General features: G+C 47.1%; 12 protein-coding genes. 6 read left to right on the top strand and 6 right to left on the bottom strand.

Features of this window, described 5'->3' with window-relative positions; all coding sequences use genetic code 11:
* Window positions 1-43: 43 nt before the first annotated feature.
* Entirely contained in the window at window positions 44-706 is a 663-nt protein-coding gene (locus tag WH43_RS17800) for a PilZ domain-containing protein (RefSeq protein WP_053425914.1), read from the bottom strand.
* Between the two features lie 217 nt (window positions 707-923).
* Window positions 924-4817: a phosphoribosylformylglycinamidine synthase gene (gene purL, locus WH43_RS17795; protein WP_053425947.1), complete on the bottom strand. Its 3894-nt coding sequence runs from the start codon at window positions 4815-4817 to the stop codon at window positions 924-926.
* Between the two features lie 151 nt (window positions 4818-4968).
* Between purL and mltF the strand changes: the two genes are divergently transcribed.
* Both mltF and WH43_RS20940 read left to right on the top strand, forming a co-directional pair.
* Entirely contained in the window at window positions 4969-6420 is a 1452-nt protein-coding gene (mltF, locus tag WH43_RS17790; protein WP_053425913.1) for a membrane-bound lytic murein transglycosylase MltF, read from the top strand.
* Window positions 6421-6476: 56 nt separating this feature from the next.
* Window positions 6477-6644 (top strand): hypothetical protein, encoded by a 168-nt coding sequence (locus tag WH43_RS20940; RefSeq protein ID WP_185148584.1) that lies wholly within the window; start codon window positions 6477-6479, stop codon window positions 6642-6644.
* Here WH43_RS20940 and tadA read toward each other — a convergent pair.
* Window positions 6634-7155: a tRNA adenosine(34) deaminase TadA gene (gene tadA / locus WH43_RS17785; RefSeq protein ID WP_082335851.1), complete on the bottom strand. Its 522-nt coding sequence runs from the start codon at window positions 7153-7155 to the stop codon at window positions 6634-6636. The genes WH43_RS20940 and tadA overlap by 11 nt on opposite strands.
* A 211-nt stretch (window positions 7156-7366) precedes the next feature.
* Between tadA and WH43_RS17780 the strand changes: the two genes are divergently transcribed.
* The gene (locus WH43_RS17780) at window positions 7367-7585 is read left to right on the top strand and encodes a hypothetical protein (protein ID WP_053425912.1); all 219 of its coding nucleotides are present in this window, start codon (window positions 7367-7369) and stop codon (window positions 7583-7585) included.
* Window positions 7586-7664: 79 nt separating this feature from the next.
* On the opposite strand, the gene guaA is transcribed toward WH43_RS17780, so the two are convergent.
* Together guaA and guaB are read right to left on the bottom strand one after the other, a co-directional pair.
* Window positions 7665-9242 carry a glutamine-hydrolyzing GMP synthase gene (gene guaA, locus WH43_RS17775; RefSeq protein WP_053425911.1) on the bottom strand — a complete coding sequence of 526 codons (1578 nt, stop codon included), beginning with the start codon at window positions 9240-9242 and terminating at the stop codon, window positions 7665-7667.
* 75 nt (window positions 9243-9317) lie between these two features.
* A complete protein-coding gene (gene guaB, locus WH43_RS17770) occupies window positions 9318-10787 on the bottom strand; it encodes an IMP dehydrogenase (RefSeq protein ID WP_053425910.1) in 1470 nt (489 codons plus the stop codon).
* A gap of 130 nt (window positions 10788-10917) precedes the next feature.
* Here guaB and xseA point away from each other — a divergent pair, with 130 nt between their 5' ends.
* The 3 genes from xseA (at window position 10918) to WH43_RS17755 (ending at window position 13375) form a co-directional block, all read left to right on the top strand.
* On the top strand, window positions 10918-12258 hold the full coding sequence (gene xseA, locus WH43_RS17765) for an exodeoxyribonuclease VII large subunit (protein ID WP_053425909.1): 1341 nt from the start codon (window positions 10918-10920) through the stop codon (window positions 12256-12258).
* On the top strand, window positions 12258-12731 hold the full coding sequence (locus WH43_RS17760; RefSeq protein WP_053425908.1) for a hypothetical protein: 474 nt from the start codon (window positions 12258-12260) through the stop codon (window positions 12729-12731). Before xseA ends, WH43_RS17760 begins: the two co-directional genes overlap by 1 nt.
* A 110-nt stretch (window positions 12732-12841) precedes the next feature.
* Window positions 12842-13375 (top strand): dihydrofolate reductase family protein, encoded by a 534-nt coding sequence (locus WH43_RS17755; RefSeq protein WP_053425907.1) that lies wholly within the window; start codon window positions 12842-12844, stop codon window positions 13373-13375.
* A gap of 136 nt (window positions 13376-13511) precedes the next feature.
* Here WH43_RS17755 and WH43_RS17750 read toward each other — a convergent pair.
* Window positions 13512-14406 (bottom strand): IS4 family transposase (locus WH43_RS17750; protein WP_053425906.1); only part of this gene is annotated, 895 nt, incomplete at its 5' end.

Genomic DNA, 14406 nt, shown 5'->3' with positions numbered 1-14406 from the left:
CAGTCCTTCTGACCCGACAAGTTGCGAAGTCAGAAGGACGTCCTCAGAAAGCCTCAGCCAACTTGTCTAAATGCAGCTGTGGCACATTAAACTGGATCCCTATAGATAAACCACGTTCTTCCAGTCTGGAATTTCGTACTTCGCCCTGAATTTTCTGATCTATCCCTGTTTTGTCGCACTGAATATGTAAAATCACAGGGGCAAGATTCACTCTGCTGCCCTTATGTGAGGGCTCAAACAGAAAACGGCAACCACCACTGGATACATCAATTAAGTGCCCTTTAAAACTGCGGCTGTTATGCACCACGTCCGGATCCAGACGCACGGAAGCTGGAATAAAAATGCTGCTGCGTTTCTCGTTGCGCAAAGCCCGGCGTTGGATAAACTGCGGGAAGCTGATAGCCACCAATTTATCCGGAAAGCGCATCAGCTGTAACAACTCAGATTTGAATGCAAAACATTCACCTACCGAATCTTCAACCAGAAATCGGCACACGACAGCCAGGCCATTGACAAAAAAACGATCAGGTAAGATGTCATCGTCAATGCGGAATAACACATATTTACCCGTTTTATAACCGACCAGTTCACAGCTACAACGGCTCTTGCGTTGATCCAATAGCTCAAGATCTAAACGCTGGCCAATTTTGACATGGGACAGCCATTCTTTGTTGTCAGGTTGTTCAGTGCTCACTGCGACTTGCATACCCTATCCTTCAGGCTTGACCGACCTCATGTCGGACATCTCACTCAAACGGGTGAATAAAAAGAGATACGGATAGTTTGTAAAAAAATGTGTCGGGGATCAAGTTAAAAATGAAAATATCTGCAAAAGTTATAATGCAAAGATAGAAATTTAAAAATATCGCTACAAAAATGACAAAACCTGCCGAAGCAGGTTTTGTTTTATCAGTTATACGCTATTAGCCTAACCAGACTCGAGCATTGCGGAACATCCGCATCCACGGGCTGTCTTCCTGCCACTCATCCGGATGCCAGCTGTTTGCCACAGTGCGGAATACCCGCTCAGGGTGAGGCATCATAATGGTGACCCGGCCATCGGTTGTCGTTAACGAGGTAATACCCAGCGGTGAACCATTTGGATTCGACGGATATTGCGTAGTCACATTGCCGTAGTTATCGACAAAACGTAAGGCCACTGTGCCGCTTTGATCAGCAGCTTGTAGCGCAGCTTGTGAGGCAAACTCGGCATGACCTTCACCGTGTGATACAGCGATAGGCATACGGGAGCCTGCCATACCTTTAAAGAATAAAGAGGCACTTTCCTGCACTTCAACCAGACTGAAACGAGCTTCAAAACGCTCTGACTTGTTGCGAACAAAACGTGGCCATAAGTCAGCACCAGGGATCAGGCTCTTCAGATTCGACATCATCTGACAACCGTTACAAACGCCTAAGCTAAACGTGCTTTCACGTTCAAAAAACGCCGCAAATTCAGCGCGGGCTTTGTCGTTAAACAGCACAGACTTAGCCCAACCTTCACCAGCCCCCAATACGTCACCGTAGGAGAAGCCACCGCACGCCACTAAACCGTTAAATTCAGACAGTGAACGGCGACCCGACAGTATGTCGCTCATATGCACGTCAACCGCATTAAAGCCTGCTCTGTTGTAGGCCGCTGCCATCTCGACATGAGAGTTCACACCCTGCTCACGCAGAATAGCGACTTTCGGCTGTACGCCTTTGAGGATATAAGGCGTAGCTACATCTTCGTTCAGGTCAAAGCTTAATTTTGCATTTAAACCTGGGTCTGTCACATCAGCTTTAGCGACAAATTCCTGACGAGCACCTTCAGGGTTATCCCGCATCAGCTGCATTTGATAGGTGGTTTCAGCCCAGATGGTACGTAAGGTCGTACGGCTGTTGCTATACACCAGCTGGTCGCCACGACTGATCTGAATTTGATCGTCTGTTGTCACTTCACCTAATAAATGCGCCACAGCAGATAAATGATGCTGAGCTAAAATCGCCTGCACTACAGGTAAATCGCTGTTCGCTACTTGAATGACAGCACCTAATTCTTCACTGAAGAGTACTGCCAGGTTATCTGTACCTAAGCTTTGAATATCTACCTTGACACCAGCTTTACCGGCAAAAGCCATTTCAGCTAGCGTGACAAACAAACCACCGTCAGAGCGGTCGTGGTAGGCCAGTAATTTCTGCTGGGCCACTAAAGCCTGTATTGCCTGATAGAAATTCATCAGTAATTCAGGGCTTTCCAGATCCGGCGCTGTCTGGCCTAACTGCTTATACACCTGAGCTAAACAGGAAGCACCTAAACGGTTAGCGCCCTGGCCTAAATCCAACAGAATAAGGCTGCTTGCGCCTTTGTCGGTGCGCAGCTGTGGTGTCACAGTACGACGCACATCTTCAACCCGGGCGAAGGCTGTGATAATCAAAGATAAAGGTGATGTCACTGTCTTCTGTTCACCATCCTGTTGCCAGCTGGTTTTCATCGACATCGAATCTTTACCTACAGGGATAGTTAAACCCATAGCTGGACATAACTCTTCACCTATGGCTTTGACCGCCTGATACAAACCAGCGTCTTCACCAGGGTGACCTGCAGCAGACATCCAGTTGGCCGACAGTTTGATATGTTTAATATCACCAATCTGCGTGGCAGCAATGTTAGTGATTGATTCAGCCACTGCTAAACGGGCAGAAGCGGCGAAGTCTAATAAAGCGACTGGCGTACGTTCGCCCATTGACATAGCTTCACCATGATAAGTGTCATAGGACGCTGCAGTCACACCGCAGTTCGCTACAGGCACCTGCCATGGACCGACCATCTGATCTCGTGCCACTAAACCTGTGACTGTGCGATCGCCAATGGTGATCAGGAAGGTTTTTTCAGCAATAGTAGGTAAACGTAATAAACGTTCAGCGGCATCGGCCACTGTCACGCCGTTCAGATCTAACGCCTTGCCTTCTGTCACCTGAGTTTTCACATCACGGTGCATTTTAGGCGCTTTGCCCAGCAGTACGTTCAGTGGCAGGTCGATAGGTGTATTGCCAAAATGCTGATCGGATAACGTCAAGTGGTGTTCAGCTGTCGCTTCACCTACCACTGCATAAGGTGCGCGCTCACGTTTACAAATCTCTTCAAACACTGACATTTGGTCGGCTGGAATGGCCATAACATAACGTTCTTGTGATTCGTTACACCAGATTTCCAGCGGAGACATGCCTGGCTCGTCGTTTGGCACGTTACGTAATTCAAACTTACCACCCACACCACCATCGTTGACCAGCTCAGGGAAGGCATTAGATAAACCACCTGCGCCTACGTCATGGATAAAACAAATAGGGTTTTTATCGCCCAGCTGCCAGCAGCGGTCGATCACTTCCTGACAACGGCGCTCAATTTCAGGGTTTTCACGTTGTACTGAGGCAAAATCTAAATCTTCAGCCGACTGGCCTGAAGCCATAGAAGAAGCGGCACCACCACCTAAACCAATGTTCATGGCCGGGCCACCCAGCACCACTAACTTGGCACCAACAGGTAACAAACCTTTTTGTACGTGTTCAGCACGGATATTACCCATACCTCCGGCGATCATGATTGGCTTGTGGTAACCACGGATTTCTTCGCCATTGTGGCTTGGTACTTTTTCTTCGTAAGTACGGAAGTAACCCAGAATATTTGGACGGCCAAATTCGTTGTTAAAGGCTGCACCACCTAACGGGCCTTCGGTCATAATGTCCAAAGCTGTCACTATGCGGTCTGGTTTACCAAAATCAGTTTCCCACGGCTGTTCAAAACCCGGAATACGTAAGTTCGATACAGAAAAACCTGACAAACCAGCTTTTGGTTTAGCACCTACGCCAGTAGCGCCTTCATCACGAATTTCACCACCAGAACCTGTCGCAGCGCCTGGGAACGGCGAAATAGCTGTTGGGTGGTTGTGAGTTTCCACTTTCATCAACACATGAATATCTTCATGGTTGTAGCCATATTCCTGAGTGTCAGCAGACGGGAAAAAACGGCCAGCTTTAGAGCCTGTCATCACAGCAGCATTGTCTTTGTAGGCAGACAACACATGATCCGGCGTTTTTTCGAAAGTATTTTTAATCATTTTAAACAGCGACTTCGGCTGTTGTTCGCCATCTATAGTCCAGTCGGCGTTAAAGATTTTATGACGGCAGTGCTCAGAGTTGGCCTGCGCAAACATATAGAGTTCAATATCATTTGGGTTACGGCCCAACTGATTAAAATTGGTCACCAGATAATCGATTTCATCATCAGCTAAAGCCAGCCCCATCTCGATATTGGCTTTAACTAAAGCATCACGGCCGCCGTTGATAATATCCACTGAACTTAAAGGCGCTGGTTCAGCTTTACGGAACAGCGCTGAAGCTTGTTCAAACTCGCTGAACACCACTTCCATCATGCGGTCGTGTACTAAGCCTTTTAACTGCTGCAGTTGAGCTTCAGTTAAAGTCGCAGTGGTCTGAACATAATAAGCCACACCACGCTCTAAACGTTTGACCTGACTCAGGCCACAGTTTTTGGCAATATCAGTGGCTTTGGAAGACCATGGAGAAATAGTGCCAGGGCGCGGCGTCACCAGCAGCAATAAACCTTCTGGTGTATGGCTGACGATAGTAGGTCCGTAAGTCAGCAACTTGCTTAAAACAGTCTGTTGTTCAGCCGACAGTTCGCTGCTTAAATCAGCAAAATGCATAAATTCGGCATACACACCATTCACAGGCAAATTGGCTTTAACACAAAGATCGATGAACTTCTGAACTCTAAACTCGGACAGTGCAGGTGCACCACGCAGGATCAACATAGGTTTTTTTTCCGTTGGTTGAGCGACAATGGAACCCAAAATCAGGCGCCGCATTATAAAGAAAAAACGCCTGCATTGGTATGAATAAGATCTGACGACCAGCAGGAATTTTGGTATAAATGGCGCTCTTTTTAATCAAAGGCAGAACCGGATGATTCGATTTGGTATTTCAGCAGCTGTATTAACAGCAGTAGTTTCTTGTACTCCGGTACAGGAACCTGTTCAGCTTCATGAAATTTATCAAAGAGATAGCATTCGTGTTGGTATTTTAAACAGTCCTACCAGCTACTATGTAGGTGCTGATGGTCCAACAGGTTACGACTATGAACTGTCAGTCGCTTTAGCGGAGAAATTGGGCGTGGAGCTGGAGCTCTTCCCTAGTTATCAGCGTGAAGAATTACTGCAAAAATTGGATTCAGGTCAGGTCGATTACATAGCCGGTGGTTTAGCTGTCACCGAAAGCAGGAAACAAAAATATCGTATAGCTCCGGCTTACTTATGGCGCAACGAGGTTCTGGTGTACCGCAAGGGCCAGAAAAAACCCAACAGTTTTAAAGACGTCAAGGAGCCAATCCTTGTACCCAAAGACAGCTCTTTGGCCGAAACTTTAACTGCTGTGCAAAACGACTATCCGCAATTGCAATGGCAGGAGAGCGAATCCGAAGATGCGGATGAGCTGTTGCAACAAGTCGAAGACGGTAAAATTCCTTATACACTAGTGGATTCAAACTTACTGGCGGTGAATCAGCGCTTCTTCCCTAACTTAACAGTGGCTTTTAAGGTGAAAGAACAACAACCTGTGGCCTGGTTGTTGAGTAATAAAGCAGATGATTCCTTTTGGGCCGTGCTGATTGAATTCTTCGGCCAAAATTATCAATCCGGCGATTTATTGAGTCTGGAAGACAAATATTTTGGCCATATCCGTCGTTTTGATTACATCGCCACCCTGGATTACATCAAGGCCATTGAAAAAGACTTACCCCGTTATCAGCCATTATTTGAAAAATATGCCGGTAACTTTGACTGGCGGTTACTGGCTGCTATTGGTTACCAGGAATCCAACTGGCGACCCGATGCGCGCAGTTCGACAGGTGTCGTGGGTATGATGATGCTGACCGTAGGCACAGCTCAAATGATGGGTGTCAGTAGTCGTCTGGATCCTGCACAAAGCATCAGGGGCGGCAGTAAATATCTGCAACGTATGCTGGAGAGTATTCCTGAGCGCATTCAGATGCCAGATCGGCTTTGGTTTGCCATAGCGGCTTACAACATTGGCTGGGGCCATGTTGAAAGTGCCCGCGTATTGACAGAGCGCGACGGCGCGAACCCGGACCAATGGCATGAGGTCAAGCAACGCCTGCCATTGCTGCAGCAAAAACGTTATTACCAGAACACTAAACTCGGTTACGCCCGCGGCGCTCAGGCCGTGTATTATGTCGAAAACGTGCGTCGCTTCTACGACACACTGTTATGGGTGGATGAAAAAAGAAAAACTGAACAAAGGTTAGATCAGCAAAAACAGCGGCTTAATGAACAATTTGGTGATAAAGCAATAAATTCAGCAGAAAAGTCAGAGAATATCAGTGCTGTGAAGCAGTCTTAATCTTGTATATACATTGCTAAGCTTCTATATTAGCGAACCTAATTTGGAGTCATTGAATGTTAAAGCGTAAAAAACCAAAAATGCTGCGCAAGCGGCGATTAATAGATGTTGCATCAGGCAGAAGACGAGTCAGCCGTAATATGGCGATGCTGAAGCTCAACAGACGCCGTCGCTCCTTCCAGTCTATTCAGGATCTAGCTAATACCACTGAAGCTAGCGCTTAAGCTGCTCACTCCCCACACTCTGCAGCTTTGTCTGCTGTTTTAACGCTTTTTGTTCTGCCCTTCGACGACGGAAAAACTCAGAGAGTTTGTCTGCGCACTGCTGTGCTAAAGGTCCATCCTGTACTTCCAATTGATGATTCAGCACCGGATGGCGCACTATATCGAACACCGAGCCAGCAGCGCCGGTTTTTGCATCTTTAGCACCAAACACTAGTCGCTTTACCCGGCTATGTACTAACAAACCAGCACACATAGCGCAAGGTTCCAAAGTGACATACAAAGTGCAATCAATCAGACGATAATTGCCAATTTTTTCTGCAGCCTGGCGGATCGCGATCATTTCAGCATGAGCTGAAGGGTCGTTCAGTTGGATCGACTGATTCCAACCTTCCCCTAGCAGCATTCCATCTTTGACCAGCACAGCACCTACCGGAATTTCGCCGCTTTGTTCAGCTTTATCGGCCAGTTGCAAGGCATACTGCATCCAGTATAAATCGTCGTCTGCTGTCACATTGGCCTCTGGTCTTACTGCTGAATCTGACTAATTTTACCAGTTCTGATTAAGCTTTTGACTATCTTTTAGTGAGTTTGCTTAACACCACCTCGATAAAAACAGGTTAAGCATTTGAAAATAAACAAGATAGCAACTATGGTATAACATTTGCTAAATTTCGTAGGCATATTATTCAGTTTAGTTCATACAGACTTAGGGAAGGAAAATCATGGGACCATTTGAAATAGGTTTTGTCGCTGTTGTTGGCGCTTTTGGTTACGCTTTTTATGAAAACTACACTAAAACACAAATCAAAATGAAAAGTGCCGGCCAGTCGAATGACGAAATCAAACAACAAATAGAACAGCTAAAACAACGAGTTGCGACGTTAGAGGCGATAGTGACAGACAAATCCTATCAGCTGAAACACGAAATCAATAAGCTGTAGAAAGCGAAAGGGGCAGATTTAATCTGCCCCTTTTCTATCCAATCGGCTCAAAGCTGCGGCTGCAAGTACGAAGGATAAATTATTCCCACTCAATAGTTGCTGGTGGCTTACCGGAGATGTCGTACACCACGCGGGAAATGCCGTTCACTTCATTGATAATGCGGTTAGAGATAGTACCTAACAACTCGTATGGCAAATGTGCCCAGTGTGCTGTCATAAAGTCGATAGTCTCTACGGCACGAATAGACACCACCCAGTCGTACTTGCGGCCATCCCCCATGACACCGACAGATTTCACCGGCAGGAATACAGTAAAGGCCTGACTGACTTTGTCGTACCAGCCTGAATTACGCAGCTCTTCGATAAAAATCGCATCGGCTTTACGTAATAAATCACAGTATTCTTTTTTCACTTCACCCAGTACTCGTACACCTAAACCCGGGCCTGGGAAGGGGTGACGGTACAACATGTCGTATGGCAAACCTAAAGCTAAACCTACTTTGCGCACTTCGTCTTTAAAAAGTTCACGCAGTGGCTCGACTAAGCCCATTTTCATATCAGCAGGTAAACCACCGACATTATGGTGCGACTTAATCACATGAGCTTTACCGGTTTTAGAAGCGGCAGATTCAATCACGTCAGGGTAAATAGTACCCTGAGCTAACCACTTGGCATTGCTTAATTTTTTCGCTTCTTCATCAAAGACTTCAACAAAAACGCGACCGATAATTTTACGTTTGGCTTCAGGTTCTGCTTCACCTTTTAAGGCATCGAGGAAACGATTTTCGGCTTTAACGTGGATAATGTTCAGACCAAAATGATCACCAAACATCTCCATCACCTGAGCGCCTTCGTTTAAACGCAATAAGCCGTTATCGACGAATACACAAGTCAGGTTTTTGCCGATAGCGCGGTGCAACAGCATAGCGACAACAGAAGAGTCGACACCACCTGATAAACCTAAAATCACCTGATCATCACCCACCTGCTTTTTGATGTTCGCAATAGCGTCATCAATGATGGTGGCAGGCGTCCAGAGTTTTTCACAACCACAGATATCGACCACAAACTGCTCTAACATGCGCAGGCCCTGACGGGTATGAGTCACTTCAGGGTGGAACTGTACGCCATAGAACTGACGGGCTTCATCGGCCATAGCGGCATGAGGGCAAGTTGGCGTTTGCGCTGTCGTAACAAAACCTTGTGGGATTTGTACTACTTTGTCGCCATGACTCATCCAGACATCCAATAAGCCACGACCTTGTTCGTTCAGATGATCTTCAATACCGGTGAACATGGCATTTTGGGCTATCAGTTCAACCTGAGCATAGCCAAATTCACGGTGATCTGAGCTGGCCACTTTACCGCCTAATTGCTCAGCCATGGTCTGCATGCCGTAGCACACACCCAACACAGGCACACCGGCTTCGAATACATAAGATGGCGCACGAGGAGAGCCAGCTTCAGTCACACTTTCAGGGCCGCCAGATAAAATAATACCGGTTGGCGCAAATTCAGCGATTTGTTCAGCAGTAACGTCCCATGCCCACAGCTCACAGTAAACGCCAATTTCACGCACACGACGGGCGATCAGCTGAGTGTATTGCGACCCGAAGTCGAGGATCAGAATTCGATGGAAGTGAATGTTTTTGCTCATAATCACCTTATTTTTTACACAGATCGACGTTCAAAAAAGACAGAGGCTGGCACGGAGCCAGCCTCGAAAACACAGTTAGCCCAGGCGGTAGTTAGGGGCTTCTTTGGTGATTTGCACATCATGCACGTGCGATTCACCCATACCAGCAGAGGTGACTTTGACAAATTCCGGCTTAGAGCGGAATTCAGCCATAGTAGCGCAACCTGTTAAGCCCATAGAAGAGCGCAGGCCCCCCATTTGCTGGTGGATAATAGTGCCGATTGGGCCTTTGTACGCCACACGACCTTCAATACCTTCAGGCACTAATTTCTCAGCATTGTTGCTGCCCTGGAAGTAACGGTCAGACGAGCCATTACGCTGGGCCATAGCACCTAATGAACCCATACCACGGTAAGATTTGTAGTAACGGCCCTGATACAGCTCTACATCACCCGGCGCTTCTTCAGTACCGGCAAACATAGACCCTACCATCACGCAATGCGCGCCAGCCACTAAAGCTTTAGCTATGTCGCCTGAGAAGCGGATACCACCGTCAGCGATAATACAAACGTCTAGTCCTTTAACACCATCTACTGCATCAGAGATAGCCGTCAGTTGAGGTACACCACAACCTGTAACAATACGGGTGGTACAAATAGAACCTGGGCCTATACCCACTTTCACAGCGTTGGCACCGGCCAAAGCTAAAGCTTTTGCGCCTTCAGCTGTAGCAACGTTACCAGCCACTATTTGTAAGTCAGGGTATAAAGCGCGGGTTTGACGGACGCGGTCTAACACGCCTTCCGAGTGACCGTGTGAGGTATCTATTAATAAAATATCCACACCAGCTTCGACTAAAGCGGCAATACGCTCGTCAGTGCCCGGGCCTACGCCCACTGCAGCGCCCACACGTAAACGACCAAATTCGTCTTTACAGGCGTTTGGTTTGCTGGCGGCTTTGTTGTAATCCTGTACTGTGATCAAACCTTTGAGCTTAAAGCCATTGTCGACCACTAATACTTTTTCGATACGGTGTTTGTGCATTAACGCCAAAGCTTCAGCGCGTGGGCTTGATTCGTTCACCGTGACTAAACGCTCTTTTGGCGTCATCACAGAAGAAATAGCCAGCTGTGGGTTGGTTTCTACGTTCAGGTCACGGCCTGTCACAATGCCCACCAGGTTGTTGTCAGCATCTACGACTGGGAAACCAGAGAAACCATGCTGAGCAGCCAGTTGCTGCACTTCACGGATACTTTGTTCCGGACGCACAGTGACAGGGTCAGAGACTACACCACTTTCGTATTTTTTTACTTTACGAACATTGGCTGCCTGCTCTTCGATGGTCATATTCTTGTGAATAAAACCTAAGCCACCTTCCTGTGCTAAAGCAATAGCTAAACGAGCCTCGGTCACGGTGTCCATAGACGCCGATACCATAGGAATATTTAACGTAATTTTGCTGGTCAATTGAGTCCGCAGGTCTGCGGTATGGGGTAACACAGTGGAGTGTGCCGGTACAAGTAACACGTCGTCAAATGTAATGGCTTCTTTCACGATCCTGAGCATTGCAACAATCTCGCTGTTAAAAAAAGAGGGGGGAATGTTGCGGCACAATTTTATCCGCTTTTGCGCCTTGCCACAATCAATTTTTCGCTTTTGTGTTACATTAGTGGCATGAACCCTTGAGATCTGCCTTATGTCCCAAGCCGATATTTATACCGTCTCCCGTTTAAACTCTGAAGTTCGCCTGACTCTTGAACTGCAATTTCGTCAGCTTTGGTTAGTGGGTGAAGTCTCCAACTTTATCGCCGCTTCGTCCGGTCACTGGTACTTTTCGTTAAAAGATCAGGCCGCTCAGGTTAAAGTGGCGATGTTTAAACAAACCAACAGATACGCCAGCCTGCAGCCAAAAAATGGTCAGCAAATTCTGATCCGTGCCCGTATCAGTGTGTATGAACCCCGTGGTGAATATCAGTTATTGGCCGATATGTTAGAACCTGCCGGCGATGGTTTACTGAAGCAACAGTACGAACACATCAAAGCCACGCTGGCCGCTGAAGGTTTATTAGCGCCCGAGCGCAAAAAGCCACTACCAAAAAAAGTGCAAAAAGTAGGAGTCGTCACCTCCCCTACCGGCGCTGCCATTCGCGATATCATTACAGTACTAAAGCGCCGTGCTCCGGCCCTTGAAGTCATTATTTATCCTTGTTTAGTGCAAGGCACTCAGGCTCCGGCGCAAATTTATAATGCCATTCAAAAAGCCATAAGCCGCAATGAAGTGGATGTGTTGCTGATTGGCCGTGGTGGCGGCTCGCTGGAAGATTTATGGTGTTTTAACGATGAGCAAGTAGCGCGTTTAATAGCGCATTGCCCTATTCCAACTGTCAGTGCTGTAGGCCATGAAATTGACTTTACCATAGCCGACTTTGTTGCCGATGTGCGCGCAGCTACGCCATCAGCTGCGGCTGAGCTGGTATCACCTGATCAGCAACAACAACTGCAGTTAGTGCTATCAGCAGAACAACGGCTGCAACGTTCGATGCAAAGCTACTTAAGACAGCAGCAACCCCGTTTAACGGCTTTAGTGCACCGATTAACTTTGCTTGACCCGGCACGACGTTTACAGCAACAACAGCAGTATCTGGATGAATTACAGATGCGGTTGCAAAACGCCTTGCTACGACGCATCGATAAAGCAGCCCAACAGCAGCAGTTTTTACAACATCGCTTGCAACAACTGACGCCACTGGTGCGGATTAAACAGCAGCAACAAAAGCTGAGTCAGCACAACCATCAGTTACACCAATCCATGCAGCAGTTACTGAAACAAAAGCAGCAGCAGTGGTTATTACAAAGCAGCAGGTTGCATACTGTCAGCCCATTAGCCACTTTAGAGCGCGGCTACAGCATCAGCTTTGATGAACAGCAGCAGGTGATCACTGATGCATCGACGCTACAACCAGGCCAACAAGTGAAAACCCAGCTGGCAAAGGGGCATTTTATCGCTCGTATAGAACAAGTTTTTCTAAAACACTGATGCAGCCAACTGATATCGGGCAAATAGCCACCGAATTAGTACAACTGCTTGGGCCAACCGACTGGGCCATAGGCGGCAGCTTTTTATTGCAGTGCTATGGCATTGAGCCACAAGCACGGGATTTGGATCTGGTTTGCACTTTAGAGCGCTTTGAAGCGTTTAAAACCCTACTCAGCCAGTATGCCCACGCTGTGCCTGTATCGCTGCACCCCATTTATCGTAGCAAAGGCTTCGCTCGTTTTAGCAAAAATGGCCTGGTTATCGAACTGATGGCCGGCATACAAGTGCTCAAAGACGACGGTTTGCAAGGGTTTGAGTTTCAGCCTGAAAACACCAGCTGGCAGCAGGGTTTGCCGCTAATGCAATTATCGGATTGGTTAGAGTTGTATCAGCTATTTGAGCGGCCAAAGCGAGTGGCACAGTTGCAGCAGTATTTGGATGACGCCCACCACACAATAAAGACCGATACATAAAGTCTTCAGTTCGGGTAAAAATACAAGTTGTAACTGTTCTGCGGCTTATTTTGTGGTTTGATGGCCAACGTATTTTTGTAATGTAACGCGCAAACTCAAGGCCTACACCAATGAAAGTAAAAGTGTTTATAGCCACCAGTCTGGACGGTTTTATTGCCAAAAAAGATGGTGACATCAGCTGGTTAACTTCTGCCACAGACTCCACAGACGACCATGGCTATAGCGCTTTTATGTCGGGCATTGACCTGATTCTGATGGGCCGTGCCACCTTGGAAAAAGTGCTGAGTTTTGGTATTGAATGGCCCTATCCAGTGAAAACTGTGGTGTTAAGCCATCAGCTAAGCTCAGCTGATTTACCGCCTGAACTCCAAGACAAAGTAGAAATCCGTCAGGGCACTATGGTGGATATTATTCATCAGCTGAAGCAGCAAGGTTACAAAGCGGTTTATCTGGATGGCGGCAATATTATTCAACAAGGCCTGCGCCATCAGTTGGTCGACGAACTGACAATAACCCGAATTCCGGTACTCATTGGGGAAGGTATACCGCTATTTGGCGCTTTACCTGTCGATCTCAAATTACAGCATCTGGAAACCAGGGTATATCAGAGTGGGTTTGTGCAGAGCAGGTATAGTTGTAAATAAGCGCAGGTTGAAATGAATCCTTAGTTACTGGTCTTTTTTCAGTGCTGTGCGTCAACTACTTTTCTGAGTAGAAGAAAAGAGCGAAAACGGAAATGACGCACACCGCAAGACCAGACCCTGAGGGATCCCCACGAATTTAAGCATGTAAATCATCTCCATAGGAAGCTGTGATTTGCCTGAATTCGTGGATCCCGCTTAACCAATCCCTTCGCCTTATCTGCTCCAGTTTTCGGCTAACCATGCGAAGGGCTAAGTATGCATAGCTCAACACTACCTTATGCTGAGTTGTATTGGCTTGAAACTGTCGATGCAGTCCTGCACTTACGCCTGATAATCCTATAAATGTCAGTAAGGTATGAGCCAGAGTTCCAATCATAACTAATACAGCGAGACGGTCTGGACACTTGCAACGCTGCCAGTCAAGACTCAAACCAAAACGTGCTGATTTGTTGTCACGGAAGCTTTCTTCTATTTGCATGCGTGAGTGGTAGGCAGAAATAACCTGTTGTATCGATTTAGAATTTTCGACACTCAGGCTGGTAGCTAGTAACCAGGGTTCCCTCGCACTGCGTGACTCATCAAGGCTGCAACTGGCACGACTTTTCTCACCTAGCTTGGTGAGTTTACTCCGGCCTTTTATCGCCTTTTTATACAGGATTAATTGAGCAGGGTATTCGTTCTGAACTGTGAGTTTACTTCCAGCAAAAGCCTTGGACTGTTTTCTGGCTTTTTTAAACAGCGCCTGACAACTCAACCAGCCATAGTCAGTGGTGTGGCACATTGAATTTCCACGGATCCGCCCAACAAAGTCCCAGCCCTGTTGCTCTATCAGTTTGAACCAAGGTACTTTAAAACCGGAATCGGTGACGATAATGGGTTTGCACTTTTCAGGGAGCATGTCTTTTAGCTGCTCAAGAAAGCGTTGATTCTCCGCTGGTTTTTCCTTCTTATGTAGCGGATACACCTGTTCGTACAGCGTTAAAGCACGACCTTTAAAAGCCAGTGATGCTCTAAGCAAATAATTGCCTCGG

This window comes from Rheinheimera sp. KL1 (assembly GCF_001275035.1).
Lineage (GTDB): Bacteria > Pseudomonadota > Gammaproteobacteria > Enterobacterales > Alteromonadaceae > Pararheinheimera > Pararheinheimera tangshanensis.
This window is presented reverse-complemented; position numbering and strand designations above follow the sequence as displayed.

Coding starts and splice junctions, on each gene's coding strand:
- WH43_RS17800 (WP_053425914.1), bottom strand. CDS start 706: ATGCAAGTCGCAGTGAGCACTGAACAACCTGACAACAAAGAATGGCTG.
- purL (WP_053425947.1), bottom strand. CDS start 4,817: ATGTTGATCCTGCGTGGTGCACCTGCACTGTCCGAGTTTAGAGTTCAG.
- guaA (WP_053425911.1), bottom strand. CDS start 9,242: ATGAGCAAAAACATTCACTTCCATCGAATTCTGATCCTCGACTTCGGG.
- guaB (WP_053425910.1), bottom strand. CDS start 10,787: ATGCTCAGGATCGTGAAAGAAGCCATTACATTTGACGACGTGTTACTT.
- WH43_RS17760 (WP_053425908.1), top strand. CDS start 12,258: ATGCAGCCAACTGATATCGGGCAAATAGCCACCGAATTAGTACAACTG.
- WH43_RS17780 (WP_053425912.1), top strand. CDS start 7,367: ATGGGACCATTTGAAATAGGTTTTGTCGCTGTTGTTGGCGCTTTTGGT.
- xseA (WP_053425909.1), top strand. CDS start 10,918: ATGTCCCAAGCCGATATTTATACCGTCTCCCGTTTAAACTCTGAAGTT.
- mltF (WP_053425913.1), top strand. CDS start 4,969: ATGATTCGATTTGGTATTTCAGCAGCTGTATTAACAGCAGTAGTTTCT.
- WH43_RS20940 (WP_185148584.1), top strand. CDS start 6,477: ATGTTAAAGCGTAAAAAACCAAAAATGCTGCGCAAGCGGCGATTAATA.
- WH43_RS17755 (WP_053425907.1), top strand. CDS start 12,842: ATGAAAGTAAAAGTGTTTATAGCCACCAGTCTGGACGGTTTTATTGCC.